The organism is Rhabdothermincola sp., assembly GCF_036846205.1.
Taxonomy (GTDB): Bacteria; Actinomycetota; Acidimicrobiia; order Acidimicrobiales; family Acidimicrobilacustridaceae; genus Rhabdothermincola.
Map to the genome: position 1 here is coordinate 1 of NZ_DAIUCK010000008.1, position 24,205 is coordinate 24,205.

Here is a 24,205-nt window from a genome sequence, read left to right on the forward strand (position 1 = left end):
GGTCAGGCCCTCCGCGCCCCACCACCCTCCTCGCCAGCACCCTCACGGACTTCGGGGGAGGCGACTTCCGGGACGCCGAGCTGGTGGGGGCGATGATCCTCGTGCTGGTGCTGCTGGCCGTGTTCGGCGCCACCCGTGACCGGTTCACTATCGAGATCGACGTGCGCACGACGCCACCGTTCCGGGCGGACGCGTACGTCGCCGCCAGCACGCTCGTGCTCGGGGCCGCCGTCGCCTATGCCACCTGGAGCGCGTACGCCACGAGGTACGCGACGGTCCTCTTCCCCCTGGTGATGTTGCTGGTGGCGGGGGGCATCCAACGCTTCGGGGACCGCTGGGTCCGTGACGGGATCGCGGTCGCGGTGACGGGCGCGTTCCTCCTCGGTGGGGTGTACAACCTCGTCGCCGTCCGCACCCAGGCGGGGGTGATCGGAGCCGCGGTCGGAGAGCGGGCCGCGGCGGGCGATGTGGTCGTCTACTGCCCGGACCAGCTCGGCCCGGCTGGGAGCCGGGAGATGCCGGCGGATGTGACCCAGCTCGTCTACCCGACGTTGGACGGCCCCGAACGGGTCGACTGGCGCGACTACGAGGCTCGGAACCGGGCGGCAGATCCGCAGGCCATCGCCCAGCAGATCCTGGATCGGGCAGGCCCATCCCACCGCATCTTTCTGGTGTGGAGCGGGAGCTACGCCACCTTCGAGGGCCGGTGCGAGGCCCTGCTCGATGCGTTGGCTCGCGCCCGTGGAGGGGCGGAGGTGCTCGTGGAGGAGGCCGGCGACCGCTACTACGAGCACGCCCAGCTCGTCATGCTGCCGGCGTCGACGCCATGACGGCGATCCGTCGAGCACCGTCCCGGGGATGGTGGGCTGGGCTCCGTGAGGACCTCTGGGTGGTGGTGCCCGCCTGGGTGACCGCCCGGATCCTGGTGGTCGCGGCGTACGTCGCCGCCCGGGTGGTCGCGGATCGTTTCGCGCTGGCGCCTCCGGCGCTCGCCGACGGGCTGCTGGCCTGGGACGGGACCTGGTACCGCGACATCGCCGCGGTCGGCTACGGGGGGCTCGACCGGGAGGCGTTGCGGTTCTTCCCCGGATTCCCCTTGGCGGGCCGGCTCGTCGGCGGCTCGCTCGGCTCGCAGGGCGCGGCGCTGGTGCTGATCGCGAACCTGGCCTCCATCGTGCTGGGCGTGCTGGTGCTGCAGCTGATGCGGGCGGAGGGGCGTAGCCGCGCCGCGGCCGGCCGGGCGGTGTGGCTCATGATGCTGTTCCCGCCGGCGTTCGTGCTGGTCTGGGGGTACGCCGAGGCGCTGATGCTGGTGGGGGCGCTCCTGGCGTTCCTGGGCCTGCGCACCCGTCGTCCGTGGGTGGCCGCAGCCGGGGGGCTCCTGGCGGCGCTGTGCCGGCCGCTCGGCATCCTGCTCGCGATCCCCGCCGTGGTCGAGGTTGCCCGTACCTGGCGCGCCGGTCGCGGTCAGGACCGCGCCGGCGGGCTGGCCGCCATCGCCGGGCCGCTGGTCGGCACGGCGCTCTACGCCGGATGGGTCTGGGTCCGCGACGGTGACCCGTTGCTCCCCTTCACCGTGCAGGAGGACCTGCGCGGCCGGGCCGTGAACCCGATCACCCGCATGTGGGACGGCCTCGTCGACCTGGTCGGCCCGGAGCGTTTCGGCCAGGGGCTGCACCTGCCGTTCGCCGCGCTTTTCGTGGTGCTGCTGGTGCTGGCCTTCCGGCGGTGGCCGGTCTCCTACGGGTTGTACGCCGCGGCGGTGTTGGCACTGGCGCTCGGCGCGGAGAACCTCAACTCGCTCGAGCGGTACGGCCTGAACGCCTTCCCCTTGGTGCTCACCCTTGCGCTCTACACCGCGGACGAGCGGGCGGAGCGGCCGGTGCTGGCGTTGTGCGCGGCCGGGTTCGTGTCGCTGGCGACCCTCGCCTGGCTGGCGGCGTACGTACCCTGACGGAGGGTGGGCCGGCGCGTGAGGGTCAGGCCAGGTGCAGCCCGACCCTCACGGGTTCCGCGCCGATCGTCGCCGGGCCCTCCCGCCGGGGTTCTACTCGTCGTATGGCCAGGACCTCCGAGGTGCGGATGCTGGCCACGCGGGTGCTCCAGCAGTCGACCACCTGCCGGCCCGACGCGGTGGCGAAGAACGTGGTCATCTGCCCTTCCTGCTGGTAGGCGTCGGCGCCGTCGATCATCTCGACCGTGCCGTCTCGGAGGGTGACGCGGTAGGCAGCCACAGGTCTCCTCGCTCTCTGGTCCTCGGAGGAACGCTACGGGCATGGGCCTGTGAGGAGGAAGAGGGCCAACTCTGTGGATTTCGCGACTTCTCCACAGCTCGGCGCCTCATGGCCACCAGGATCCTCGCGATACGCGCCGGACGGGCTGAGGGTCCGCGAGCGGCTCCGCTCGGCGCGCGAGAGTGCCCGCCATGGGAGACCAGATCCTGTCGATCACCTGCCCCCGCTGCGGAGCCACCGCCACCGAGCGGTTCTACGGGCCCTGCGGCGGCTGCCGGGAGCAGCTGCGGGCCACGGTCGGGGGTGAGCGGCGCGACGTCGAGGCTGCGGCCTACGAGCCGAAGATGCACGTCACGCCGAATGCGGTGGCACTGAAGGAGTGAGTCATCAGGCGGCAGGGCGCTCCGCGATGGTCACCTGCCGCATGACGTCGCCCTTGCGGGTGGCGTGCACCGTCTCCATACCCTCCACGACCTGACCGAAGAGGTTGTACTGCTTGGGTAGGCGCCCCGCGAGGTCCACCAGGCAGATGAAGAACTGCGAGCCGTTCGTGTCCGGGCCGGCGTTCGCCATCGCGACCGCACCCTCCACGTAGTCCCCCTGCACGGGCTCGTCGGCGAAGCGGTAGCCGGGGCCCCCGCGCCCCGTACCGTCAGGGCAGCCGCCTTGGATGACGAAGCCGGGTTCCACCCGGTGGAACGTCAGCCCGTCGTAGAAGCCCTCGCGAGCGAGGGCGACGAAGTTGTTGACGGTGTTGGGAGCGAGACGGGGGTCCAGGTCCATCACGATGGTTCCCCGATCGGTGGTGATGGTGGCCCGGTAGATGGCGTTCTCGTCGATCTGCATGGCAGGGGGGTTCGGCATGGCGCTCATCCTCTCACGCCGTCGAGGAGGTCGCGCCCTCGGGTCCTCAGCGGAGCGAGGTCGGGGCACCCCCGTCACCGAGGGGGGTCACCCACGGCCCGGGTAGGGCTCGCCGATTCCTGCGTGAGGATGCCCGCGAGACCTCGCAGGAGCAGGCCGTGGATCACCCCCAGCGCCTGGTCTCGCGAGAGGTCGGGCTGCTCGAGCCAGGCCGCCACCGCGGCGTCCAGGCAGCCGAGCACGCTGCGGGCCAGCAGCCGAGCCGGGGCGTCACCGCCCCACCAGTCGGCCAGCCGCTCGCAGCGCCGGCGCCGGGCCTCCACGACGAGTGGGTGCAGGGTCGCCTCGGGGGTGCCCACCAGCTTCCAGGCGGCGGGGTTCGCGGCGGCGATGCGGAGGTACGCATCGACCAGAGCAGCCAGGTGGTCGCCAAGCGTGCGGTGCGGATCGGACGAGATCGAACGCAGCGCCTCGTCGAGCTGGAGGGTGCACCGTAGGTGCACCGCGGCGAGCACCCCGCTGCGGTCACCGAAGTAGTTGTGGACCAGGGCTCGGGACACCCCAGCCTGCTCGGCGATCTCCTCCAGGGTGACCTCGCTGGGATCCCGGCGGGTGAAGACCCGCTCGGCAGCGTCGACGATCTGCTCGCGGCGGATCTCCGGGTCGAGCCTGGTTCTCGTGCGCCCCCCTCGCGCCGGCTCGGTCACCTGGCCTGCCTCGAGATCCCCGCCCCGCAGCGGACTCCCTAGCCCTTGCTCTCGCCGTCAGAAGTGGTCTTGGCAGCAGGTTTGGGTACGACCTTCTTGCTCTCGGTGACCTCCAGGGGGAAGTGGCAGGCGACGTAGTGGCCGAGGCCGATCTGGCGCATCTTCGGCTCCACCTGCGCGCACATGTCCTGGGCCTTCGGGCAGCGGGTGCGGAATCGGCAGCCGCTCGGTGGGGCGACGGGAGAGGGGATCTCGCCTCCGAGGGTGGCGTCCTCTCGGGGCCGCACCGATGGATCCGGCACCGGGATCGAGCTGAGCAGGGCCGCGGTGTAGGGATGGGCGGGCCGCGAGTACAGGTCGTCGGGGGGTGCAACCTCACACAGCTTGCCCAGGTACATGACCGCCACCCGGTCACTGACGTTCTTGACCACCGCCAGGTCGTGGGCGATGAACACCAGCGTCAGTCCGTAGCGCTTCTTCATGTCCTGGAGCAGGTTCAGGATCTGGGCCTGGACCGACACATCGAGCGCGGATACCGGCTCATCGCAGATGATGAGCTTGGGGTCCATGACGAGCGCTCGGGCGATCGAGATGCGCTGGCACTGGCCGCCGGAGAACTGGTGCGGCCGGCGGTTCCAGGCGGCGTCGGGGTCGATGCCCACCGCCTCGAGGGTCTCGCGGACCAGCTCCCGCTGCTCCTCCTTCGTGCCCCGCTTCCAGATCCGCAGCGGCTCGGCCACGATGTCGCTCACCTTGCGCCTGGGGTTGAGGGAGGAGATCGGGTCCTGGAAGATCATCTGCATGCGGGGGCGCACCTGGCGTAGCTGCGCGTTCCCCAGCTTGGTGAGCTCCTGGCCGTCGAAGTGGACCTCTCCCGAGTTGGGCCGTGGCATCTGCATGAGGGTCCGGCCGGTCGTGGACTTGCCGCACCCGGACTCGCCGACCAGGCCGAGGGTCTCACCCTCCTTGATGTCGATGCTGACGTCCGAGACCGCGTGGACCTTGAGCCCGGTCGAGCCGACCGGGAACTCAACCACCAGATTCTCCGCCCGCAGGAGCGTGTCGTTCGCGGACCGCAGGTGAGCGGTGCCACTTCCAGCCATTCTCAGAGCTCCTCGGTGTTCGCGGGACGGATGGAGACCGGCGTGGCGGCGGCGGTGGCGCCGGCGGCCTCGTTGCGGGCGCGGGCATCTTCTCCCTCCGGGGTGCCCACGGGGTACCAGCAGCGGTAGAGGTGCCCGGGCGTGGGCCCTTCCACCAACGGTGGGTCGTCGGTGAGGCACTTGGGCTGCGCGTAGCGGCAGCGGGGAGCGAAGTTGCAGCCCTTCGGAGGATTGATGAGGTCGGGGGGCCGGCCCGGGATGGCCTCGAGGCGGGTGTGGCTGGGGTAGTCGATCTTGGGGATCGAGTTCAGCAGCGCCTCGGTGTAGGGCATCTTCATGTCGGAGAACAGCACGCTGGTGGGCGCGTATTCGGCGACCCGACCGCCGTACATCACGAGGATGTCGTCGGTGCGTCCCGCCACCACGCCGAGATCGTGGGTGACGAGGATCATGGCCATGTGACGCTCGCGCTGCTGCTGCTGGAGCAGGTTCAGGATCTGGGCCTGGACGGTGACGTCGAGCGCGGTGGTGGGCTCGTCGGCGAAGAGCAGCTTCGGACCGCAGGCCAGGGCGATGGCGATCGTGACCCGCTGGCGCATGCCACCGGAGAGTTGGTGCGGATACTCCTCAAGTCGCTGTGCCGGCTCGGGGATCCCCACCGAGCTCAGCAGCGACAGGGCGGTCTCGTTCGCCTCGTTCTTGTCCATGCCGAGGTGGTGGATGAGCGACTCGGTGATCTGCTTGCCGATCTTCATCACCGGGTTCAGCGAGGTCATCGGGTCCTGGAAGACCATCGCCATCTCGGCGCCCCAGACCGAGCGCATCTGGTCCTGGGTGTAGCCGATGATGTCGGCGCCCTCGTAGAAGATGTGGCCGTCGCGGATCACGTTGCGCTTGGGGAGCAGCCCCATGATCGAGCGGGCGAGCACGGTCTTGCCGGAGCCGGACTCACCCACCACGCCGAGGGTCTTGCCCCGGTCGAGCGAGAAGCTCACGCCATCCACCGCTCGCACCGTGCCCCGCTCGGTGCGGAAGTGGGTCTTGAGGTCGACGACCCGCAGGAGGTTCGACGGGGTGCTGGCCGCGCTCGCCTTGGTGGAGCTGATGACCTTGCGGCTCACAGGCCGACCTCCTTCACGTCGAAGTACTCCCGGACCCGGTCACCGGCGAGGTTGAGGGCCAGCACGGTGAGGAACATCACCGCGCAGGGGATCAGGCTGATGAACGGTTCCCGGGCCAGGACCGCTCGACCGTCGTTGATCATCCCGCCCCAGGTCGGGGTGGGTGGAGGCACCGACAGACCGAGGAACGAGAGGCCGCCTTCGGCCACGATGGCCACGGCCACCCCGATGATGCTGAAGGACAGCACGGGCAGGGCCACGTTGGGGACCACCTCCCGCCAGATGATGCGGAAGTTGCTCGCCCCGAGAGCCCGGGCCGCGGTGACGTACTCGCGCTCGCTGTGCACCAGGGTGGCAGCGCGCACCAACCGAGCGATGGGTGGGATGGCGACGATGCCGATGGCCAGGATGATGTTGCCGACGTCCCGGTTGACTCGGAAGGTGACGATCACCAGGGCCAGGAGCAGGGCGGGGAACGCCAGGAGGACGTCCATGGCCCACATGATCGTGGCCTCCAGCCGACCCTTGAAGTACCCGGCGATGACCCCGAGCGTGCCCCCGATGGCCACACCGAAGGCCACCGCCGCGAACCCCACGGCCAGCGACACTCGGCCGCCCCACACGACCCGGGAGAAGATGTCGCGCCCCAACGTGTCGGTGCCGAACCAGTGATCGGCGCTCGGTGGGCAACGCACGCACGACGACGGGGTCCGGTAGTCCTGGAGGGGCAGCACCGGGGCGAGCAGGGCCAGGAGGGCCACCAGCCCGAACCAACCCACCGCGATCCAGAACAGGGGACCGAGGCGCTTCTTGACCAGGTCCTCCGCAGCCACCTGGCCGGGATCGAGCTCGTGCAGCTCCTCGAGCAGCTCGATGTCGCCGTCGGCGATCCCGGTGATCTCGGTGGCCAGGTCGCCGCTCTCGGCGAAGACCGAGCTGTCGGTGGGCAGTGGTTCCGAGCTGGGTTCAGGCGAGCGCGCGGGCATGGCGGATCCTCGGGTCGAGAACGGCGTAGAACATGTCGACGGCGAAGTTGATGAGCACGTAGCCGACGGCGATGATCACCACCCCGCCCTGCACCGGGATGTAGTCGCGGGCCAGGATGCTGTCGACGACGTACTTGCCGATGCCGTTGATGGCGAAGATCACCTCGACGATGAACGCCCCGCCGATGAGGCGGCCCATGTTGAGGCCGGCGACGGTCACCAGCGAGAAGGTGGAGGGGCGGAAGGCGTGGCGTAGCAGGATCCGCCGCGAGGGCAGGCCCTTGGCCTTGGCCATCATGATGTAGTCCTCCTGCAGGGTGGCGATGAGATCGGTGCGGAGCAGGCGGAGGTAGACCGCCATCTCGGCCACCGCCAGGGTGAGCGCGGGCAGGAAGAGGTCATGGAGGTTCTTGGCCGGATCGGTGAAGAAATCGACGTAGCCTGTGGCAGGGAACCAGCCGAGATTCACGGCGAAGATGAGGATCAGCACGATCGCCAGGATGAAGTTCGGCACCGACAGCAGCGCGAACGCGACGCTGGTTGACACCCGGTCGAAGATGCCACCGGGTCGCTGGGCGGCGATGATTGCCAGGGGGATCGACACCGCCAGGGCGATGAACTGCGAATAGATCAGCAGCTCGATCGTCACCGGCATCCGCTGCTTGATCGCTTCCCACACCGGCTGCTGGTTCCGAGCCGACGTGCCGAGGTCCCCGGTGAGTGCGTCACGCAGCCATTCGCCGTAGCGCACCGGCAGGGGCTTGTCGAGGCCCAGTTCCTGGGTCTTCTGCTCCACGCACTCCGGCCCGCCGCCCAGCCCGCAGAGCACCTGGGCGGTGTCGCCAGGGAGCAGGTTGAGGAAGAAGAACGACAGGAACGTGACGGCGAGCAGGACCAGCAGCAGCTGGACCAGCTTCTTACGGACGAACCTCATCGCGGTCCTTTCCGGGGATCGTCGGTGACGGTCGGGGTCATCGTGGATCTACGACTGGAGCCAGGTCTGGGTGAGGAAGGTGATGCCCCCGAATCCGCCTGGTCCGCCCATCGGGTACGAAGGCGCACCGTCGGGCAGGGGGCCGTTCGTGATGCCCCGGACGTTGTTCGAGGCCACCACCGCCCATTGGGAGCGCACGGTCCAGATGTAGGGCAGGTCTTCGTTGATGTAGCGCTGCACGTCGGCGTAGGCCTGTTTGCGCACCGCCAGATCAGTGGTGGAGCGGCCCCGCTTCAGGGCTTCGTCGATCCGTGGGTCCTTGTTGCGGGCGAAGTTGAGGGCGATGCCCTCGCCGGCGTTCTCCGAGGTCCACCAGATGTAGTCGTAGTCGGGGTCGAGGGCGCCGAACTGCCGCCAGTCGTGGGCCTGGAAGTCGCCGAGCGCGGCGTTGGCGATGAACTGGCCCTGCTCCATCAGGGAGACGTCGACGTCGATGCCCACCGCGGCCCACTGTTCCTTCGCCAGGTCGATACCCCGGGAATCGGTGCCGCTGTTGACCAGCGAGAAGCGGATCGGCCCTTTCTCGGCTTCGTACTCCGCCACCAGCTCCTGGGCCTTGGCGGGGTCGTAGGCCGGGTAGGGCGCGCCCTCACCCCGCCAAGGCGAGCCCTGGCTGAAGATGCCGTCCGCGATCTCGCCCTTGCCGTCGAAGATGACCTGGTTGAACGCCTCGCGGTTCGTGGCGTAGGCCAGGGCTTGGCGGACCCGGATGTCGTCGAGGGGGGGCTTGGAGGTGTTCAACATGAAGAAGTTCTCTTCTCGCTCACCCCGGTCGAAGACGATCTGCACCTTGCCGGCACGGGCGTCTGCGTCGAGCGCCTCGATCTCGGTGGGGTTGGTGGTGTGGATCATCTGCACGTCCCCGGAGCGCAAGGCGGCCGAGCGGGTGCTGGCATCGGGGAGGGGCCGGAACTCCACCGCGTCGAGGTAGGGAAGTTGCACGCCGTTGGCGTCCCTGCGCCAGTAGTTGGGGTTGCGGGTCGCTTTGAGCGCCTTGTCGGGCACCCACTCCTGGAAGACGAACGGGCCCGTGCCGATGGGGTGGCGGCTGCTGTCGGGGTCGTTGGCCATCGCCGGGGCGGTGACCATCCCACCCTGTCCGGTCATGAAGACCGGGAAGCTCGCCCAAGGCTCCTTCATGGTGATCCTGACCGCGAGAGGGTTCGACGGGTCGACGGCCACGGCGGCCACGTTCTTGAAGGCGATGCCCACCAGCAGGTCGGCCCGAAGGGCCTCGAAGAAGATGCGCATGGCTTCACCGTCGAGGGCCTCGCCGTTGTGGAACTTGACGCCCGGCCGAGCGGTGATGGTCCAGACCGTGAAGTCCGCGGAGGGGGTCAGTGATTCGGCCAGGTACGGCTGCGGGACGCCGTTCTCGTCGAAGGCCGCGAGCGGGTCGTAGATGGCCAGGCCGATCTCCGTACCCGAGGGGGCGAAGCGGTTCTTGGTTGGGTTGTAGCCGTCGGACTCGGCTTCGACCCCGTAGACGAGCGTGCCGCCTCGCTGGGGTTGGCCGGTGGCCGCCAGGGTCACGTCGGGATCTCTCGGGGGGGCGGTCCCCGTGGTGTCGCCGCCGCTACCGGAGGTGTCGTTCCCTGAGCCGCCGCACGCGCCCACCAGCAGGGCGATCACGAGGAGCAGCCCCGTGCTCACCAACCGTGCGCGATATCGATCCAGATGGCTGGCCACCAGCTCTTCCCCCTCGTTGTCATCGGGCGCGGTGCTCGGGCGCCCGCCCAGCCCCGGATCGCCGAGATCGAGGCGGCGTCAAATCTGTCGGACCCAGCGATTTGTGACTGGGGCCACAGCGGTGGGCAGGACGCTAGGACCCTGTTGCCGCCGTGTCAATAAATGCCCCCGGGCGGTGTGGCGCGGTCGGTCAGGCCACGCGGCGAGCGATGGTCAGGCCGTCACCGACGGGCAACATGACCGCCGCGGTGCGCGGGTCGTCGCGCACATGGTCGTTGAAGCGACGGATCGCCCGGGTGTCGGGGTCGGTGGCCGCGGGATCGACGACCCGGCCGAACCACAGCACGTTGTCGGCCACCAGGAGGCCACCCATCCGCAGCCGGGGGAGGAGCTCCTCGTAGTAGTCGATGTAGGAAGGTTTGTCGGCGTCGATGAAGGCGAAGTCAACCACCGCCTCCGGTGGGAGCGCTCGCAAGGTCTCGATGGCCGGTGCCAGCCGAAGGTCGATCCGATCGGCCACGCCGGCCTGCTCCCATGCCCGGCGGGCCACGGCCGTCCACTCCTCGTTGACGTCACAGCACACGAGGCGCCCGCCGGGCTGCAAGCCCCGGGCGATACACAGGGCCGAGTAGCCGGTGAACGTGCCCACCTCCACGGCGAAGCGGGCATCGGTCAGTGCGACCAGCAGGGTGAGCAGCGCGCCCTGCTCGGGGGCGATCTGCATGATGCTGATGTCACCGAGGGCCCGGGTGTCGTCGATCAAGGCTTGCTGCACCGGGTCAGGAGCGGTGCCGTGGTCCACGAGGTACGCGTGGATGTCGGCGGGCAGGTGGAACGACTTGGGGGTGTCCATCCCCCGATGATCACCCACGCGGGCCTGCGTCGACCGCATCGGGCCCGAACGCACGAGGACCCCGAGTAGCCTCCGGCCGCAGCCGTCAGCTCCTCGGGGCCGACCCGCGCGGGGCACCGCTCCGCTCACGGGTCCGGGCTGGTCCCGCTCGCGTCGCCGGCTCCTCACCGGAGGTGGGTGCCGGTGCCGGTGCTCCGTGGCCAAGCGCCCCGAGTCGCCGATCCTTCCCAGTCGCTCGGTGGCCTCCCCCGCGGGGTTGGTCTCCGGCGCCGGGTGTGATCTGGCGCCCCGTTCTTGCCTGACCTGGATCGATGCTGCGCCTCTCTCCGAACCGAGTCAAGCGGTTTCTGACGATCCCCAGGGTTATCCGGCGGATTTCTCGCCAATCCCCAGAACACCCGAGGTTGTCGACAGGTCACCCACAACCTGCTCCCGATGTCCCCGGCCGAATGGGTCGTCTCGCCGTGGCCTCAGCGAGGATTCGGTGGGAAGGCGAAGCCGTCGTAGCCGTGGACCTTCTGGAGCACCAGCGTCGCGTATCGCTCCGAGTTGTTGTACCGGAGCAGCGCGGCGCGCAGGCCGTCGTCGGAATCCAGCGGGCGGCCACCGCACAACAGGTTCGCCGCCGCGAGGGCGGCGTCATGGATGTTGTGGGGGTCGGCGCGTCCGTCGCCGTCGCCGTCACGGCCGAGGGACCGCCAGCTCGTGGGGATGAACTGCATCGGGCCCACCGCACGATCGAGGACCGAGTCGCCGTCGAGCTGGCCCCCGTCGCTGTCATGGATCAGGAGGTTGCCGTTGGTGCCGTCGAGCGGAGGCCCGACGATGGCCTGGCTGAGCCGACCCGCGGCGGTGACCCTCGCCCCTCCGTACGTACCGTGCCCGCTCTCGACCTTGCCGATGCCGGCCAGCGCCTGCCAGCGGAGCGCACAGCCCGGTCGCTCGAAGGCCATGCGCTTTGCCGCCCGCACGTAGGCGTCCAGGGCCACCAGCGGGAGATCCAGGCCGGTGACCATCGCTTCCATCCGGTGGTCGAGGAGAGGGCCGCGCGCCGCGTCGAGATCGCGCTGCGCGTGGCGGGCATCGTCCCAGGCCGCGTCGCGCGCAGAGGTGGTGTCGGTGATGCGCTGGCGGACGTCCTCGAGCATGGCTGCGTGACGCACCCCGATGGCGTCCATCTGGTGCATGACGGCTCGATGGGCCCGGGCCTGGCGCAGCCGCTCGCGCGTGACCGCGTCGACCAGGATCCGGCGATGGCGCTCCTCGCCGCTGGTGCCGATCCCGGTGCTGGACAGCGCGGCCATGCCGCCCTCGACGTAGCCCGCGACCGCCAGGTCCCGGAGCGCGGCCCGGACGTCGGCGAGTCGGCGCTCGGAGTCGGTACGCCGGCGCTCGGCCTGCTCCAGGGAGCGGAGCAGCGGGTGCTCGGCCAGCGTCAGGCTCCCGAGCTCCTCCTCGGCCGACGCAGCCCGCTGGTGCGCCTCCGCGAGCCGGGCTTCCGCTTCTCGGTAACGGGAGAGCGAACGCCGGTACGCGGCGCTGTCGACGTCGACGGCCTGCAGCTCGGGGGACACGCGCGGGTCCTCGAGGTGAGACGACGCGGCGCGGACCGGGTCCTCCGCGGCGAGCGGGGTCGCCCTCGCTGCTGAAAAGGTGGCGAGAAGGATCAGGCCCGCGGCTCCGGTAGTGAGGAGTCGGCGGCGCACGGGGGACCAGTGTCGCTCACCAGGCGGGCGAGCGCGTGGCACTCCGCTCCCTCGGCGGAACGCCACGGTATGCTCGCCGTCCACCCCGGGCCGGAGCCGGCACCGGTTGCCAACCGCATCAGACGACCGAGAGCCCCGCAGTGCCCGAACCCGTGTCGCTCCCGCCTGCCACGCCGAGCCCGCCGCGACGCAGCTTCGACGAGGTGTTCCGTTCGCTGGCGGAGGTGGAGGGATGGATGACCCGCTCACAGGCCGGACGCCTGTGGGACCGCGCCTCGGAGCTGCGGGCCGGTGATCGGATCGTCGAGATCGGCAGCTTCCGCGGTCGGTCCGCGATCGTGCTCGCGTCGGCCGCACCGGAGGGGGTCGAGATCGTGACCATCGACCCCCACGGCGGCAACGACCGTGGTCCCCAGGAGATCGAGGGCTTCGAGGCCGAAGCGCAGGAAGACCACGAGGTGTTCCTGGCCAACCTCGAACGGGCAGGGGTGCGGGAGCGGATCCGGCACCTGCGGCGGTACTCGACCGAGGCGCTCGGCGACGTGGAGGGGGACGTCGAGCTGCTCTACATCGACGGCGCCCATCGCCTGGGGCCCGCTCTGTCCGACATCCGCCGATGGGGCGATCGGGTCGCGCCCGGGGGGACGCTGCTGATCCACGATGCGTTCAGCTCGATCGGGGTCACCGGCGCCCTCATGGCGAGCCTGTTCGTCGGCCGGCAGTTCCACTACGTCGGCCGGTCGGGATCACTGGCCGAGTACCGGCGCCGACCGGTTCGAGGTCCCCAGCGTCTCGCCAACGCCGCACGCCAGGCGGCCCAGCTTCCCTGGTTCGCGAAGAACGTGGTGCTCAAGGTCCTCATCACCCTGAAGCTGCGGCCGGTGTACCGCCTGCTGGGCAGCGACGGCACCTGGCCCTACTGACCACGGGCCCGGTGGGCGATCGGCGGGCCGCCGGGTCGTGCGCCCGAGGACCTGTGGCGGCCAGGATGGCGTCGTGGCACGCCATGGCCTCGACGCCGTGCTCACCCGGGTGGCCGGGATCGTCGGATCACCGCACGTGGTCGTCGATCCGGAGGTGACCCGTCCCTACACGGTGGACTGGACCGGGCGCTTCCACGGCACGACACCGGCGGTGATCCGGCCGGGCAGCGTCGAGGAGCTGGCCGAGGTCGTCCGGGTCTGCGCCGAGGCCCGGGTGGCGATCGTGCCACAGGGTGGGAACACCGGTCTGGTGGGAGGGGGCGTTCCTCTCGAAGGTGAGCTGGTGCTCAGCACCCGGCGGTTGACCGCCCTCGGCGAGGTCGACGAGATCGCCGGCCAGGTGACCGCCGGCGCAGGCGTGGCGATCAGCGCCCTGCAGGAGCGTGCTCGGGCCGCCGGGCTGGAGTACCCGGTGGACCTGGCTGCTCGCGACTCGGCCACGGTGGGCGGGACGATCGCCACCAACGCCGGTGGTCTGCACGTGATCCGCTGGGGCGGAACCCGCGCCCAGCTGCGAGGGATCGAAGCGGTCCTGGCAGACGGATCGGTCGTGCGGCACCTCGGTGGCCTACCGAAGGACAACACCGGCTTGGATCTCGCCGGTCTTCTGTGTGGAAGCGAAGGCACCCTCGGTGTCGTGACCGCGGCGCGCCTCGCCCTGGTGCCCCGCCTCCCGGAGCGGGTCGTGACCCTGGTCGGGTTCGAGGACCTGCGGGCGGCGGTGGCCGTCGTGGCCCGGGTGAGGCGGGGGCTGTCCTGCCTCAACGCGGCCGAGGTTTTCTTCGCCGACGGCCTGGCACTGGTCTGCGAGGTGGAGGGGCTCCGGGAACCGTTCGGGCGTTCGTGGCCGGTGTACGTGCTGCTCGAAGCCTCGGACCACGACGATCCCACCGAGCGGATGTCGTCGGCGCTCGCGGCGGCGGGGGTCACCGGCGACGTCGCGGTGGGCACCGATGCGAGGACCCGCGCCGAGCTGTGGGCCTACCGGGAACGGCACACCTCCGCCATCAACACCCTCGGTCCCCCCCACAAGCTCGACCTCTCGCTGCCGCTGCCGATGCTGCCCGACTTCATCGCCCGGCTACCGGAGGTGGTCGCTCGCCATGCCCCGAGCGCCCGCACGTGGCTCTTCGGGCACATCGGTGACGGAAACCTGCACGTGAACATCACCGGCACGGCGCCCGACGACGAGGAGGTGGACGACATCATCTTCAGGATGGTCGCGAGCTGCGGTGGGTCCATCAGCGCGGAGCATGGCATCGGCACGGCGAAGAAACGCTGGCTGCACCTCAACCGCAGCGCAGCCGAGGTGCGGGCCTTCCGGAGGATCAAGCGGGCGCTCGACCCTGTGGGGATCCTCAATCCGAACGTCCTGCTCCCGCCGGAATGACCGGTGTGGTCCTTCAGGCGGCCCATTGGCCGCGCCGCTCGAGCACCTCTCTGAGCACCTCGGGCCGGTCGGTCATCAGACCGTCGACGCCCAGGTCCAGCAGCCGGTCCATCTCCGAGCGCTCGTCGACCGTCCAGACGTGCACCTGCAGGTGGCGCGCGTGGGCAGCTCGCACGAAGCGGTCGTCGACGATCAGGAGGCCCCCCGCTCGCACCGGCACCTGGACGCAATGCCCGCCGAGTCGCCCAGCAGGCACCCCGAGGCTGGCCGCTCGCAGGCGTGCCACCCGCGCCGGGCCGTACGACCAGCACAGCTGCTCGCCGAGTTGCGCCCGCAGGCGGCCGAGGCGCCGTCCGGAGAACGAACCGACACACACCCGGTGCAGCGAGCGGGTCCGGGTGATCGCCTCGATCAGCGCGGGTACGGCCGAGTCGTGCTTGGGGTCGATGTTCACCCGTAGGTCCGGCCAGGTGCCGAGCAGCTCCTCGAGTGTCGGGATGGGCTCGACCCCGGCAACCCGCGCCCGGCGGACCTCCCGCCAAGGCAGGTCGCGGATCAGGCCCGTCCGGTCGGTCACCCGGTCGAGACGGTCGTCGTGGAACGCGAGGAGAACCCCGTCGGCGGTGGCGTGGACGTCGGTCTCCACGTAGCGGTAGCCGAGCGCGATCGCCCCTTCGAACGCCGGGAGGGTGTTCTCGGGCCACAGGCCCGCCCCACCGCGGTGCGCGAAGGGGATCGGTCCGGGGTGGTCGAGGAAGGGATGGCGAACCATCGCCGCGCACCCTACGCCGGCCGCGTGGCAGGTCTCAGATGATGCGACTCTCGTGACCTGCCCAGTAGCGGTCGCGGAGCAGGCGCTTGTAGAGCTTGCCCGTCGGATGGCGTGGGAGGTCGTCGACGAAATCGACGCTGCGGGGGCACTTCACGTCGGCGAGGTGCTCGCGGCAGAAGGCGATGAGCTCCCGCTCGACCTCCGGCCCGGGCTCGACCCCGTCGGCGAGCTGGACCACCGCCTTGACCTCCTCCCCGAAGTCCTCGTTGGGCACGCCGATCACGGCGCAGTCGAAGACCTTGGGGTGGGTGACCAGCAGGTTCTCGGTCTCCTGCGGGTACACGTTCACCCCGCCGGTGATGATCATGTAGCTCTTGCGGTCGGTCAGGTAGAGGAAGCCGTCCTCGTCCACCCGCCCCACGTCGCCGAGGGTGGTCCATCCCCGATCGTTGCGGGACTGCGCCGTCTTCTCCGGATCGTTGTGGTACTCGAAGTCGCTGCCGCCGCTGAAGTAGATCGTGCCCTCCTCGCCGACGGGGACCTCCTCACCGTCCTCACCCACGATGTGCACCTCGCCGAGGAGCGGGCGGCCCACGGTGCCGGGGTGGGCCAGCCAGTCCTCGCTGTTGCAGTAGACGAACCCGTTGCCCTCCGTGGCGGCGTAGTACTCATGGATGACCGGGCCCCACCACTCGATCATCTGGCGTTTCACCGGGATCGGGCACGGCGCCGCGGCATGGATGGCGACCCGCATGCTGGAGACGTCGTAGCGGTTGCGGACCTCCTCGGGCAGCTTGAGCATCCGCACGAACATCGTCGGCACCCACTGGCTGTGGGTGACCCGGTAGCGTTCGATCAGGGCGAGCGCCTCCTCGGGGTCGAAGTGCTCCATGATCACCGCGGTGCCCCCGATCTGGTGCACGGCCATGGTGAAGCGCAGGGGCGCGGCGTGGTAGAGCGGCGCGGGCGACAGGTACACCATCGAGGGGTCGGCCTGGAACAGCAGCTGCATCAGGCCGGTCACCGGTGTCGGTTGGTCGATGGGCTCGGACGGGAATGCCGGCTTGACCCCTTTGGGGCGGCCGGTGGTACCCGATGAGTAGAGCATGTCCTTTCCGGCGATCCGATCGGGGAGCGGTTCGGCCGGGTACCGGGCGACAACCTCCTCGTAGGACTCGTAGCCGTCCAGCGCACCGTCGAGCATGAGGCGGAGCGACACGTCGGGGATGCGATCGACGAGTTGGGCCGCGACATCGGCCTTGTACCGGGAGGTGATGAACACCTTCGCTCCACAGTCGTTGACGATGTACTCCGTCTCCTCCGCGGTCAGGCGAGAGCTGATGGCGGTGTAGTAGAGGCCCGCGTAGTGCGCTCCCCAGGCGATGGCCAGGAAGCGCGGATGGTTCTCCAGACAGAACGCCATGTGGTCCCCCGGCTCGAGGCCGACGTCGCGGAACAGCTGGGAGAGGCGGTTGGCTTCGTCGTCGAGCTCCCGGTAGGTCACGACCTGGCCCGAGCCTCCCATGATGTACGCGGGCTTGTCGGGGTCAGTCTCGGCGAAGGTTCCGGGGTACACGTGCTCCTCCCGCGGTCGGCGGCTCGATCCCCGGGACCGTAGCGCCTGCCGCATCGGAGATGTTCGCCCCGTCCGGTGGCCGTCACTAGGGTAGGGGGAGCTGGGAGGAGGTTGACGTGAATACGTCATCGATCGTTCGCGCCATCGGGGCGCTCGGGATGCTCGTGGCGACCGTGGCGACCGTGGCGACCGTGGTGTCCGGGGTGACCCCTGCGAGCGCGGGTGGCCCGTTCGCGGTGCTGACCGTCACCAAGACCGTCGAAGGCTCGCCGCCCGAAGGGGCCGAGTTCGTCATCGAGGTCGAGTGCTTCGCGGTCGGTGGGCGGATCCCCGAGTCCATGAGGCCCATGGCAGACACGCTCGTGCTCGACGAGACGGTCACCTTCGGCCCCGGTGGCGGGAGTGAGTCGTTCGATATCGCACCGATGGTGGCCTTCGACGAGGTGAGCTGCACCGTCCTGGAGACCGGCGACGGTGCCGCGGACCGGGTGGAGGGCGGTGACCAGGTCATCTCGATGAACGAGCCGGGTGAGTACAGCGCTGAAGTCATCAACGAGTTCGATCCGGTCGAGCCCTCCACCTCTACGACCACCGCCTCGACGACCACCACGGCCGCCCCTGGGTCGGCGGTGGTCACCCCACGTTTCACCGGCTGAGGCCGCCCATCCAACCCATCCGGTGCTCGGTGGACTCCCTCCGGCGGGCACCTCTCACCTGAGGAGAGTGCATCCATGAAGCTCCGTCCGTTGATCGCTGCCGCTGGTGGCGCCGCCCTGTTGGTGACGGGCCTGGTCGCCGGCTCACCGTCGGCGGGAGCTGGCGAAGGCAGCAGCGCCACGCTGACCGTCACGAAGACGGTCCAGGGGCAGGCTCCAGCCGACGCCGAGTTCGTCATCCAGGTGTACTGCGAGTCGGTCGACGACAGTGGTGAGGTGCCGATCGTCTTCCCCGTGGTCGACGAGGTCCTCGTCTTCGGGGCCCAGGGTGGCAGTGAGCAGTTCGTGCTCTTCCAGGAAGCCGAGTGCTCCGTCAACGAGACCGTCGACGGCGGTGCCGAGCAGATCATCGGCGACGGAGGAGCCGTCTCCGTGGAGAATCCCACCCGCTACGAGCTCGAGATCATCAACGTGTTCTCGGGGGGCGGCACGACGTCGACCACCGCGGCGAGCACGACCACGACCGGCGGGGCGACGACCACCACGGCCGCGGCCGAGGCGGCGGTGGTGACCCCACGCTTCACCGGCTGAGCCGACGACGATCGACCGTGACCGAGGGGCCCGCAGACGCGGGCCCCTCGCCGTTCCGGCCGGCCGCGGGTACCCTCCGCCGGGTGCAGGTGACTGAGCAGTTCGCAGACCTGCTCGACGGTCCCGAGGACGCGGTTCCCCTGGATCGGGCGGCATTGCTGATCGCCGCGCACGCCTACCCCGGGCTGGACGTCGAGGCCGAGCTGGCAACCATCGACTGCATCGCCGAGGGCTGCTTCGCCCCGACGCTCGATGCCCTGGTCCGATACCTGTTCGTGGATCTCGCCTTCCGCGGGAACCGGACCGCCTACCACGACCCGCGCAACTCGTATCTGAACGAGGTGATTCGCCGACGACGCGGCATCCCGATCACGCTGTCGGTGCTGGCTATGGCGGTGGGGCGGCGACTCGCCGTCCCCCTCGCGGGGGTGGGCATGCCGGGGCACTTCCTGCTGCGCGACCGGGTCGATCCGAGCGTGTTCGTGGATCCGTTCGCGGCGGGTGCGTTCCTCGACCGGGCGGGCTGCGAGCGGGTGTTCCGGGCCGTGCACGGTCAGGACGCGGTCTTCGATGAGGCCTACCTGGCCCCGGTCGGCCCGTTCGCCATCCTGGCTCGGATGCTGGCCAACCTGCGGGTGGTGTTCGCGACGGCGGTCGACCACACCGGGCTGGCGTGGGTGCTGCGCCTGCGGAGCCTCGTCCCCGGCGTGCCGATCGAGGAGCGGGCCGAGCTGGCCGCGGTGCTGGCCGCGAGCGGTGACTTCCGGGGCGCGGCCCGCGAGCTGGACATCGTCGCAGAGCGCGTCGGCGGTGGCACCGGTGAGGAGTACGCGCGGCGCGCGGCCCGGCTCAGGGCCCGCCTGAACTGATGACCGTCTTCGTCGGTCCGAGGCCGAGCGCCACGTGCCGTGGTCGGCACGACGATCGTGGGGGATGCTGACCGTGGGCTGGCTCGCCGTGGTGCTGATGATGTCGCCGGTGGTGGTGCTGCTAGCGGTGGCCCGTAATGAGGCTCACCGCCGCGAGCTGCGCGCAGCCACCGTCGAGCTCCGTGTCGACGAGTTCGGCGCTCGGCGGGTTCTCGCCGACGGGCGTGAGGAGGCGGTCGACTGGGGCGAGCTCACTGAAGTGGAAGTGGTGACGGCCGAGCGCGGCCCTCACGGGCGCCACGGGGGGGTGGTGGTCCTCGCCGGCGATGCCACCCGGGGATGCCTGGTCCCGCTGGACCAGGTCGAGGACACCGATCTGGTGGGATACCTGCAGCTCCTGCCGGGCTTCGATGTGCAGCGCCTGATCGAGGCTCTCGGAAGGAAAGCCCCGTCGCGCTCGACGGTGTGGGAGCGACCGGGCTGACCCGGACGCCGGGGTCGGCTAGGCGAGATCTCGCAGGTGGGCACGCTCGTTGAGCGTCTCGAGCGAGCGCACGCCGGTGCGCGACACCAGGACCCGGCTGATCGAGGTGTAGGCAGGCTGGAAGAACGTGCGCCGGCCGAGGCCGAGCACCTCCGCGACATACACGTTGATGACCCCGCCGTGGCACACGACCGCCACCCGCTGGGAGGGGTGCCGGGCCGCGATGGCGTCGATGGCGGTGACCACCCGCTGCCCGAACGCCTCCGGGTCCACCCCGAGCAGTTCCCAGTCGCCAGCAGCCATGGCCCGCCACCACGGGTGCCCGGTCGCCCGCAGCTCCTCCATCGGGATGTAGGCAGGCGCGTCGCGATCCCACTCCGCCACCCCCTCGTCGATCACGGGATCGACCCCGAGCCGAACGGCCAGGGGCGCGGCCGTCTCCCGGGCCCTGGCCAGCGGGCTGGTGTAGACCGCGTCGATCTCCTCCCGGGCGAGCCAGTCGCTCAGGCGCGCCGCTTGGCGGGCCCCGACCGGGTCGAGCGACGGGTCGGCCGGTCCCTCCGTGGCGGTGGTGCGGAACGGTCTGGCGTGCCGGATGAGCAGGAGCTCCATGACGGGCGACGAGCCTAGGTGCCGCTAGCGTTGGGGCATGCCGCGACGGACCAAGATCATCGCCACCATCGGGCCCACCTCCGATTCCGAGGCGGTGCTGAAGGGGATGATCGAGGCCGGGATGGACGTGGCGCGACTGAGCCTCGCCCACGAGAGCCTCGACCAGGCACTGGCGCGGTACCACCGGGTCCGCAAGGCGGCCGCCGACTTCGGGCGCACGGTCGGCATCCTCGTCGATCTCCCCGGTCCGAAGGTCCGTGCCGGCGCCGTGCCCGACGAGGGCCTGCTTCTCTTGGAGGGGCAGCGCTTCAAGCTGACCCCGGGGACGGGCACCAGCACGGCCGAGGTGATCCAGGTCGACTACGACCAGCTTCTGTCCGACATCCACCCCGGTGACACCATCGCCTTCGGCGACGGCGCGGTGGTGGTCGAGGCGCTGGGTCGCGCCGACGACCACATCGAGGCGAGCGTCATCCATGGCGGGGTTCTCAAGGGGCGACCGGGCATCCACATCCCCTCCGATCGGCTCCGGCTCACCAGTCCGACTCCAGAGGACCTGCGCTGCCTCGACGCGTTCATCGACGTCGACGTGGACATGGTGGCGCTGTCGTTCGTGCGCTCTGCGCACGACGTGCGCCGGGTGGGGGTGGAGCCACACCCGCGGGGCCCGCTCATCGTCGCCAAGGTCGAGACCCGGGCGGCGGTGGAGAACCTCGACGGGATCATCGAGGCGTCGGGCGCGGTGATGGTGGCCCGCGGTGATCTCGGCTCGGAGTTCCCGATCGAGGAGCTCCCGCATCTCCAGAAGCGGATCATCCACCGGTGCATCGCCCTCGGTCGCCCCGCCATCACGGCCACCCAGATGCTCGAGTCGATGATCCAGGCTCCGATCCCCACCCGCGCCGAGGCCTCCGACGTGGCGAACGCCGTGTTCGACGGTTCGAGCGCGCTGATGCTCTCCGGCGAGAGCGCGGTGGGTGTTGACCCGGTGCACGCGGTGGCGACCATGGCTCGCATCGCCGAGCGGGCTGATGACGAGTTCGACTACGACACCTGGGCCGACCAGCTGCAGACGATCGAGCGGGATGTGACCGACCCGGCCAACGCCATCACCGACGCGATGACCAGCGCGGCCCACCGGGCCGCCGCGGCGACGAACGCCGCGGCCATCATCTGCATCTCCCGCAGTGGGTTCACCGTCCGGTCGATCGCCCGGTTCCGACCTCGGGCGCGGATCATCGGCTTCAGCACTCACGAGCGCACGGTGCGCCAGCTGACGATGAGTTGGGGCTCGGTGCCTTACCACCTCGACGGCACCGAGCGTGCCGATCACCTCGTGCCAGCCGCCATCGCCGAGGCATTGCGCCTCGGCGAGGTGAAGCCGGGTGATCTCGTGGTGCTCCTGTTCGGGACCGGGGAGCTCGCGGGGCGGGCAACGGACACGCTGCGTCTCCTGCGTATCCCGTGAACGGCGCGGGCCGCAGGCGGCAGGCGGAACTGGCTGTGTACCGCCACGCCGCGAGCACCGAGGGAGCTTCGCGCCCCGCTCCTCGGGTGGTCTTCGTGCACGGCACGCTCGACCGGGCTGCGGCGTTCCTCAAGGTTGCACGGCGCCTCCCGGACCTCGAGCTGGTGCGCTACGACCGGCGAGGCTATGGCCGGTCCCTCGAGAGCGGAGAGGCGGCTGATCTCGATGCCATGGTCGCCGATCTGGTGGAGGTACTCGGCGGTGAGCCGGCGGTTCTGGTGGGCCACAGTCTCGGCGGCGTGATCGCGCTCGCCACGGCCGAGCGTGAGCCGCCGCTCGTGCTGGCGGTGGCCGCGTTCGAGGCCCCGATGCCGTGGGTGCCGTGGTGGCCGGAACGGTCGCGCCTGGAAGATCCCCTCTCGGCAGGAGGCCCGGAGGCAGCAGCTAGCGCTGTGGAGCGGTTCATGCGCCGGGTGATCGGCGATGAACGCTGGGAGCAGCTTCCCCGGTCGACCCAGGCGCAGCGACGAGCCGAGGGCCGGGCCCTCCTCGCCGATCTGCGATCGGTCCGCACCCGTCAGGCCTACGACCCGGCAGCGATCGGCTGCCCGGTGGTCGTCGGCTGTGGCACCGCGACCGCGCACCGCCATCGCCGGGCGGCGGAAGAGCTCGCCGCTTCCGTTCGGGACGGCGAGCTCCTCCGCATCCCCGGGGCCAGCCACGATGCCCACACGAGCCACCCCGACGAGTTCGCAGCGTTCGTCCGCCGGGCGGTTGAGCGGGCCTCGACCGGTCGCTGACCGGCTGCCATCGTGGTCTAGGTTGGCGTGGATGGCCGACCACAGCCCCGTGAACCTGACCCCGGCCGGGCCGCCGGAGACCATCCTCCCCCCACCGCCCACCGAGGCGGCTGAGGCGCTGGATCGAGCCCTCTCAGAGCCGGTAGAGCGCCAGCGCGACGCGATCGCGTCAGTCGTGGCCCGCTACCCCCGCTACCTCGACGCCTGGGCGCAGCTCGGTCTCCGTGGACGGGACCAGATCGAGCGGTACGCGTACTTCCGGGTGGGTTACCACCGAGGGCTGGACGCGCTGCGGGCCGGAGGTTGGCGTGGCTCGGGGTACGTGCGCTGGGAGCACGAAACCAACCGCGGCTTTCTGCGGGCACTCGACGGACTGCGAGCCGCGGCCGCGGCGATCGGTGAGCTGGATGAGGAAGAGCGGTGTGCGCGCTTCCTCCGCCAGCTCGATCCGGCCTGGCCACCGCCGGACCAGCGCTGAGCCGAGACCGGTGGGGTTCGCCCTGTCGCCGTCGGCGCAGCCCGGTTCCCGCCCAGACCGGCCCGTGGCCCGGCGGCACCTCGCGGTGGCGGTGGCCATCGCAGGCGTGATGATCGCCACGACGGCGGTCGCGTGGCGCTACGTCGTGCATCAGCCGCTGCACCCGCTCATCGATCTCGACGTCTACAAGCACGCTGGCCGGGACGTGCTCGCCGGTCGTTTCGGATACCACTCCGGGGGCGACGATCTGGTGTTCACCTACCCCCCATTCGCCGCCCTGGTGGCGGTGCTCACCGCGCCGTTCGGTCAATGGTGGGGCCAGTTCCTCTGGACAGTGGGCTCCATCCTCGCACTGGTGGGAGTGGTGTGGCTCTCGTTCCGGCGGGCCATCGAAGCGGTGGGTGCGGACCTACGGCCGCTGGTCCTCGGGGGTGCCTGCGTGCTGGCCGTGCTCTCCCGACCGTTCGCGGAGCACGTGGCCATGGGTCAGGTCAACGTCTTCATGGTGCTGCTGTGCCTGGTCGACCTGTGTGCGATCCGCCGGCGCTGGCCGCAGGGCACGCTCATCGGGGTGGCCAGCGCGCTGAAGCTGACCCCTGCGGTGTTCATCGTGTACCTGGCGGTCACCGGTCGGCTCCGGGCCGCTGGCAACGCCCTGGCCGCCTTCGCTGTCTGCACCGGTCTCGCGTTCGTGGTGTTGCCCGCCGCCTCGATCGGTTACTGGTCCGACGCGGTGTTCCGTGGCGAGAGGGTCACCGGTTCCTTGGCCTACACGTCCAATCAGTCGGTGCTCGGCGCCGTGAGCCGGATGGTCCCCGCTCACGCACGAGCTGCCGTGTGGCTGGTGGTGTCGGTCGCCATCGTGGTGATCGGCCTGCGCCGGGCACGGGAGGCCTATCGCGCAGGCGACGAGCTCGGCGGGGCTGCGGTCACCGCCGCGCTGGGTTTGCTGGTCTCGCCGATCTCGTGGCTCCACCATTTCGTCTGGTTGCTCCCGATGGTCGGCGCGCTGGTGGCGGATGGCCGGGATCGGGCCCGCGACGCGTGGGCGGCGGTCGTGTCCCTGCTGTTGCTCCTGCCCCTCGGCTGGTGGGGTTGGGCGTTGCTCGACGACGGGAACCACGCCGTGCGGGCGGCTGGGGTCCTGGCCCACAACGCGCTCACGCTGATCACCATCGGGCTCGTGGTGGGGTACCGGCCGCCGGCCAGCCACGCGGTGGCGTCTGCGTCCGTGTCACGGGGCACGTCCGCCGAGGTGGCCGGCTGACT

General features: G+C 70.4%; 25 protein-coding genes and 1 pseudogene. 13 read left to right on the forward strand and 13 right to left on the reverse strand.

Annotated features, from left to right (window positions below):
* Together V7004_RS02280 and V7004_RS02285 are read left to right on the forward strand one after the other, a co-directional pair.
* A pseudogene (locus V7004_RS02280) lies at nt 1-830 on the forward strand (hypothetical protein); the annotation flags it as partial.
* The gene (locus V7004_RS02285; RefSeq protein WP_334141731.1) at nt 827-1,954 is read left to right on the forward strand and encodes a hypothetical protein; all 1,128 of its coding nucleotides are present in this window, start codon (nt 827-829) and stop codon (nt 1,952-1,954) included. The pseudogene V7004_RS02280 and the gene V7004_RS02285, both read left to right, overlap by 4 nt.
* 25 nt (nt 1,955-1,979) lie before the next feature.
* Here the strand turns inward: V7004_RS02285 and V7004_RS02290 are convergent, their stop codons facing one another.
* On the reverse strand, nt 1,980-2,234 hold the full coding sequence (locus tag V7004_RS02290) for a hypothetical protein (RefSeq protein ID WP_334141733.1): 255 nt from the start codon (nt 2,232-2,234) through the stop codon (nt 1,980-1,982).
* A 191-nt stretch (nt 2,235-2,425) separates the two neighbouring features.
* Here V7004_RS02290 and V7004_RS02295 point away from each other — a divergent pair, with 191 nt between their 5' ends.
* A complete protein-coding gene (locus tag V7004_RS02295; RefSeq protein WP_334141735.1) occupies nt 2,426-2,617 on the forward strand; it encodes a hypothetical protein in 192 nt (63 codons plus the stop codon).
* Between the two features lie 4 nt (nt 2,618-2,621).
* Here V7004_RS02295 and V7004_RS02300 read toward each other — a convergent pair whose 3' ends face one another.
* The 9 genes from V7004_RS02300 to V7004_RS02340 form a co-directional block, all read right to left on the reverse strand.
* On the reverse strand, nt 2,622-3,098 hold the full coding sequence (locus V7004_RS02300) for a peptidylprolyl isomerase (RefSeq protein ID WP_334141737.1): 477 nt from the start codon (nt 3,096-3,098) through the stop codon (nt 2,622-2,624).
* A 74-nt stretch (nt 3,099-3,172) separates the two neighbouring features.
* Nucleotides 3,173-3,805, reverse strand: coding sequence for a TetR/AcrR family transcriptional regulator (locus tag V7004_RS02305; RefSeq protein ID WP_334141740.1), 633 nt, complete (start codon nt 3,803-3,805; stop codon nt 3,173-3,175).
* Between the two features lie 38 nt (nt 3,806-3,843).
* Nucleotides 3,844-4,908 carry an ABC transporter ATP-binding protein gene (locus tag V7004_RS02310; protein ID WP_334141742.1) on the reverse strand — a complete coding sequence of 355 codons (1,065 nt, stop codon included), beginning with the start codon at nt 4,906-4,908 and terminating at the stop codon, nt 3,844-3,846.
* A 2-nt stretch (nt 4,909-4,910) separates the two neighbouring features.
* Nucleotides 4,911-6,029, reverse strand: coding sequence for an ABC transporter ATP-binding protein (locus V7004_RS02315; protein WP_334141744.1), 1,119 nt, complete (start codon nt 6,027-6,029; stop codon nt 4,911-4,913).
* A complete protein-coding gene (locus V7004_RS02320) occupies nt 6,026-7,015 on the reverse strand; it encodes an ABC transporter permease (RefSeq protein ID WP_334141746.1) in 990 nt (329 codons plus the stop codon). The genes V7004_RS02315 and V7004_RS02320 overlap by 4 nt, the downstream gene beginning before the upstream one ends.
* Complete coding sequence (locus V7004_RS02325; RefSeq protein WP_334141748.1) at nt 6,996-7,949, reverse strand: ABC transporter permease; 954 nt, start codon at nt 7,947-7,949, stop codon at nt 6,996-6,998. Before V7004_RS02325 ends, V7004_RS02320 begins: the two co-directional genes overlap by 20 nt.
* A 48-nt stretch (nt 7,950-7,997) precedes the next feature.
* Nucleotides 7,998-9,662: an ABC transporter substrate-binding protein gene (locus V7004_RS02330; RefSeq protein WP_334141750.1), complete on the reverse strand. Its 1,665-nt coding sequence runs from the start codon at nt 9,660-9,662 to the stop codon at nt 7,998-8,000.
* A 226-nt stretch (nt 9,663-9,888) separates the two neighbouring features.
* Complete coding sequence (locus V7004_RS02335) at nt 9,889-10,551, reverse strand: O-methyltransferase (RefSeq protein ID WP_334141752.1); 663 nt, start codon at nt 10,549-10,551, stop codon at nt 9,889-9,891.
* Nucleotides 10,552-11,021: 470 nt separating this feature from the next.
* Nucleotides 11,022-12,125: a lytic transglycosylase domain-containing protein gene (locus V7004_RS02340; protein WP_334141754.1), complete on the reverse strand. Its 1,104-nt coding sequence runs from the start codon at nt 12,123-12,125 to the stop codon at nt 11,022-11,024.
* A gap of 335 nt (nt 12,126-12,460) precedes the next feature.
* Here V7004_RS02340 and V7004_RS02345 point away from each other — a divergent pair, with 335 nt between their 5' ends.
* Both V7004_RS02345 and V7004_RS02350 read left to right on the forward strand, forming a co-directional pair.
* Entirely contained in the window at nt 12,461-13,180 is a 720-nt protein-coding gene (locus V7004_RS02345; RefSeq protein WP_334141755.1) for a class I SAM-dependent methyltransferase, read from the forward strand.
* A gap of 73 nt (nt 13,181-13,253) precedes the next feature.
* Entirely contained in the window at nt 13,254-14,630 is a 1,377-nt protein-coding gene (locus tag V7004_RS02350) for an FAD-binding oxidoreductase (RefSeq protein ID WP_334141758.1), read from the forward strand.
* 13 nt (nt 14,631-14,643) lie between these two features.
* On the opposite strand, the gene V7004_RS02355 is transcribed toward V7004_RS02350, so the two are convergent.
* The gene (locus V7004_RS02355) at nt 14,644-15,402 is read right to left on the reverse strand and encodes a glycerophosphodiester phosphodiesterase (protein WP_334141759.1); all 759 of its coding nucleotides are present in this window, start codon (nt 15,400-15,402) and stop codon (nt 14,644-14,646) included.
* Nucleotides 15,403-15,436: 34 nt separating this feature from the next.
* A complete protein-coding gene (locus tag V7004_RS02360; RefSeq protein WP_334141763.1) occupies nt 15,437-16,978 on the reverse strand; it encodes an AMP-binding protein in 1,542 nt (513 codons plus the stop codon).
* Nucleotides 16,979-17,094: 116 nt separating this feature from the next.
* Between V7004_RS02360 and V7004_RS02365 the strand changes: the two genes are divergently transcribed.
* The 4 genes from V7004_RS02365 (at nt 17,095) to V7004_RS02380 (ending at nt 19,578) form a co-directional block, all read left to right on the forward strand.
* Nucleotides 17,095-17,634 (forward strand): hypothetical protein, encoded by a 540-nt coding sequence (locus V7004_RS02365; protein ID WP_334141765.1) that lies wholly within the window; start codon nt 17,095-17,097, stop codon nt 17,632-17,634.
* 75 nt (nt 17,635-17,709) lie between these two features.
* On the forward strand, nt 17,710-18,225 hold the full coding sequence (locus V7004_RS02370) for a hypothetical protein (RefSeq protein WP_334141768.1): 516 nt from the start codon (nt 17,710-17,712) through the stop codon (nt 18,223-18,225).
* 83 nt (nt 18,226-18,308) lie between these two features.
* Nucleotides 18,309-19,094 carry a SirB1 family protein gene (locus tag V7004_RS02375; RefSeq protein ID WP_334141770.1) on the forward strand — a complete coding sequence of 262 codons (786 nt, stop codon included), beginning with the start codon at nt 18,309-18,311 and terminating at the stop codon, nt 19,092-19,094.
* Nucleotides 19,095-19,158: 64 nt separating this feature from the next.
* The gene (locus V7004_RS02380) at nt 19,159-19,578 is read left to right on the forward strand and encodes a hypothetical protein (RefSeq protein ID WP_334141773.1); all 420 of its coding nucleotides are present in this window, start codon (nt 19,159-19,161) and stop codon (nt 19,576-19,578) included.
* Between the two features lie 18 nt (nt 19,579-19,596).
* Here the strand turns inward: V7004_RS02380 and V7004_RS02385 are convergent, their stop codons facing one another.
* Complete coding sequence (locus V7004_RS02385) at nt 19,597-20,190, reverse strand: histidine phosphatase family protein (RefSeq protein ID WP_334141777.1); 594 nt, start codon at nt 20,188-20,190, stop codon at nt 19,597-19,599.
* A 37-nt stretch (nt 20,191-20,227) separates the two neighbouring features.
* Here V7004_RS02385 and pyk point away from each other — a divergent pair, with 37 nt between their 5' ends.
* From pyk to V7004_RS02405, 4 genes are read left to right on the forward strand one after another with little or no spacing between them, the layout of a single operon-like run.
* Nucleotides 20,228-21,658 (forward strand): pyruvate kinase, encoded by a 1,431-nt coding sequence (gene pyk, locus V7004_RS02390; RefSeq protein WP_334141780.1) that lies wholly within the window; start codon nt 20,228-20,230, stop codon nt 21,656-21,658.
* A complete protein-coding gene (locus V7004_RS02395; protein WP_334141783.1) occupies nt 21,655-22,458 on the forward strand; it encodes an alpha/beta fold hydrolase in 804 nt (267 codons plus the stop codon). The genes pyk and V7004_RS02395 overlap by 4 nt, the downstream gene beginning before the upstream one ends.
* Nucleotides 22,459-22,489: 31 nt before the next feature.
* Nucleotides 22,490-22,936 (forward strand): DUF3151 family protein, encoded by a 447-nt coding sequence (locus V7004_RS02400; RefSeq protein WP_334141785.1) that lies wholly within the window; start codon nt 22,490-22,492, stop codon nt 22,934-22,936.
* Nucleotides 22,937-22,946: 10 nt separating this feature from the next.
* Entirely contained in the window at nt 22,947-24,203 is a 1,257-nt protein-coding gene (locus tag V7004_RS02405; RefSeq protein WP_334141788.1) for a glycosyltransferase 87 family protein, read from the forward strand.
* Nucleotides 24,204-24,205 lie beyond the last annotated feature (2 nt).

What these genes read in the sequence shown, in the direction of transcription:
- V7004_RS02285 (WP_334141731.1), top strand. Translation starts at nt 827, where the DNA reads ATGACGGCGATCCGTCGAGCACCGTCCCGGGGATGGTGGGCTGGGCTC.
- V7004_RS02295 (WP_334141735.1), top strand. Translation starts at nt 2,426, where the DNA reads ATGGGAGACCAGATCCTGTCGATCACCTGCCCCCGCTGCGGAGCCACC.
- V7004_RS02300 (WP_334141737.1), bottom strand. Translation starts at nt 3,098, where the DNA reads ATGCCGAACCCCCCTGCCATGCAGATCGACGAGAACGCCATCTACCGG.
- V7004_RS02310 (WP_334141742.1), bottom strand. Translation starts at nt 4,908, where the DNA reads ATGGCTGGAAGTGGCACCGCTCACCTGCGGTCCGCGAACGACACGCTC.
- V7004_RS02320 (WP_334141746.1), bottom strand. Translation starts at nt 7,015, where the DNA reads ATGCCCGCGCGCTCGCCTGAACCCAGCTCGGAACCACTGCCCACCGAC.
- V7004_RS02325 (WP_334141748.1), bottom strand. Translation starts at nt 7,949, where the DNA reads ATGAGGTTCGTCCGTAAGAAGCTGGTCCAGCTGCTGCTGGTCCTGCTC.
- V7004_RS02335 (WP_334141752.1), bottom strand. Translation starts at nt 10,551, where the DNA reads ATGGACACCCCCAAGTCGTTCCACCTGCCCGCCGACATCCACGCGTAC.
- V7004_RS02355 (WP_334141759.1), bottom strand. Translation starts at nt 15,402, where the DNA reads ATGGTTCGCCATCCCTTCCTCGACCACCCCGGACCGATCCCCTTCGCG.
- V7004_RS02370 (WP_334141768.1), top strand. Translation starts at nt 17,710, where the DNA reads ATGAAGCTCCGTCCGTTGATCGCTGCCGCTGGTGGCGCCGCCCTGTTG.
- V7004_RS02380 (WP_334141773.1), top strand. Translation starts at nt 19,159, where the DNA reads ATGCTGACCGTGGGCTGGCTCGCCGTGGTGCTGATGATGTCGCCGGTG.
- V7004_RS02385 (WP_334141777.1), bottom strand. Translation starts at nt 20,190, where the DNA reads ATGGAGCTCCTGCTCATCCGGCACGCCAGACCGTTCCGCACCACCGCC.
- pyk (WP_334141780.1), top strand. Translation starts at nt 20,228, where the DNA reads ATGCCGCGACGGACCAAGATCATCGCCACCATCGGGCCCACCTCCGAT.
- V7004_RS02400 (WP_334141785.1), top strand. Translation starts at nt 22,490, where the DNA reads ATGGCCGACCACAGCCCCGTGAACCTGACCCCGGCCGGGCCGCCGGAG.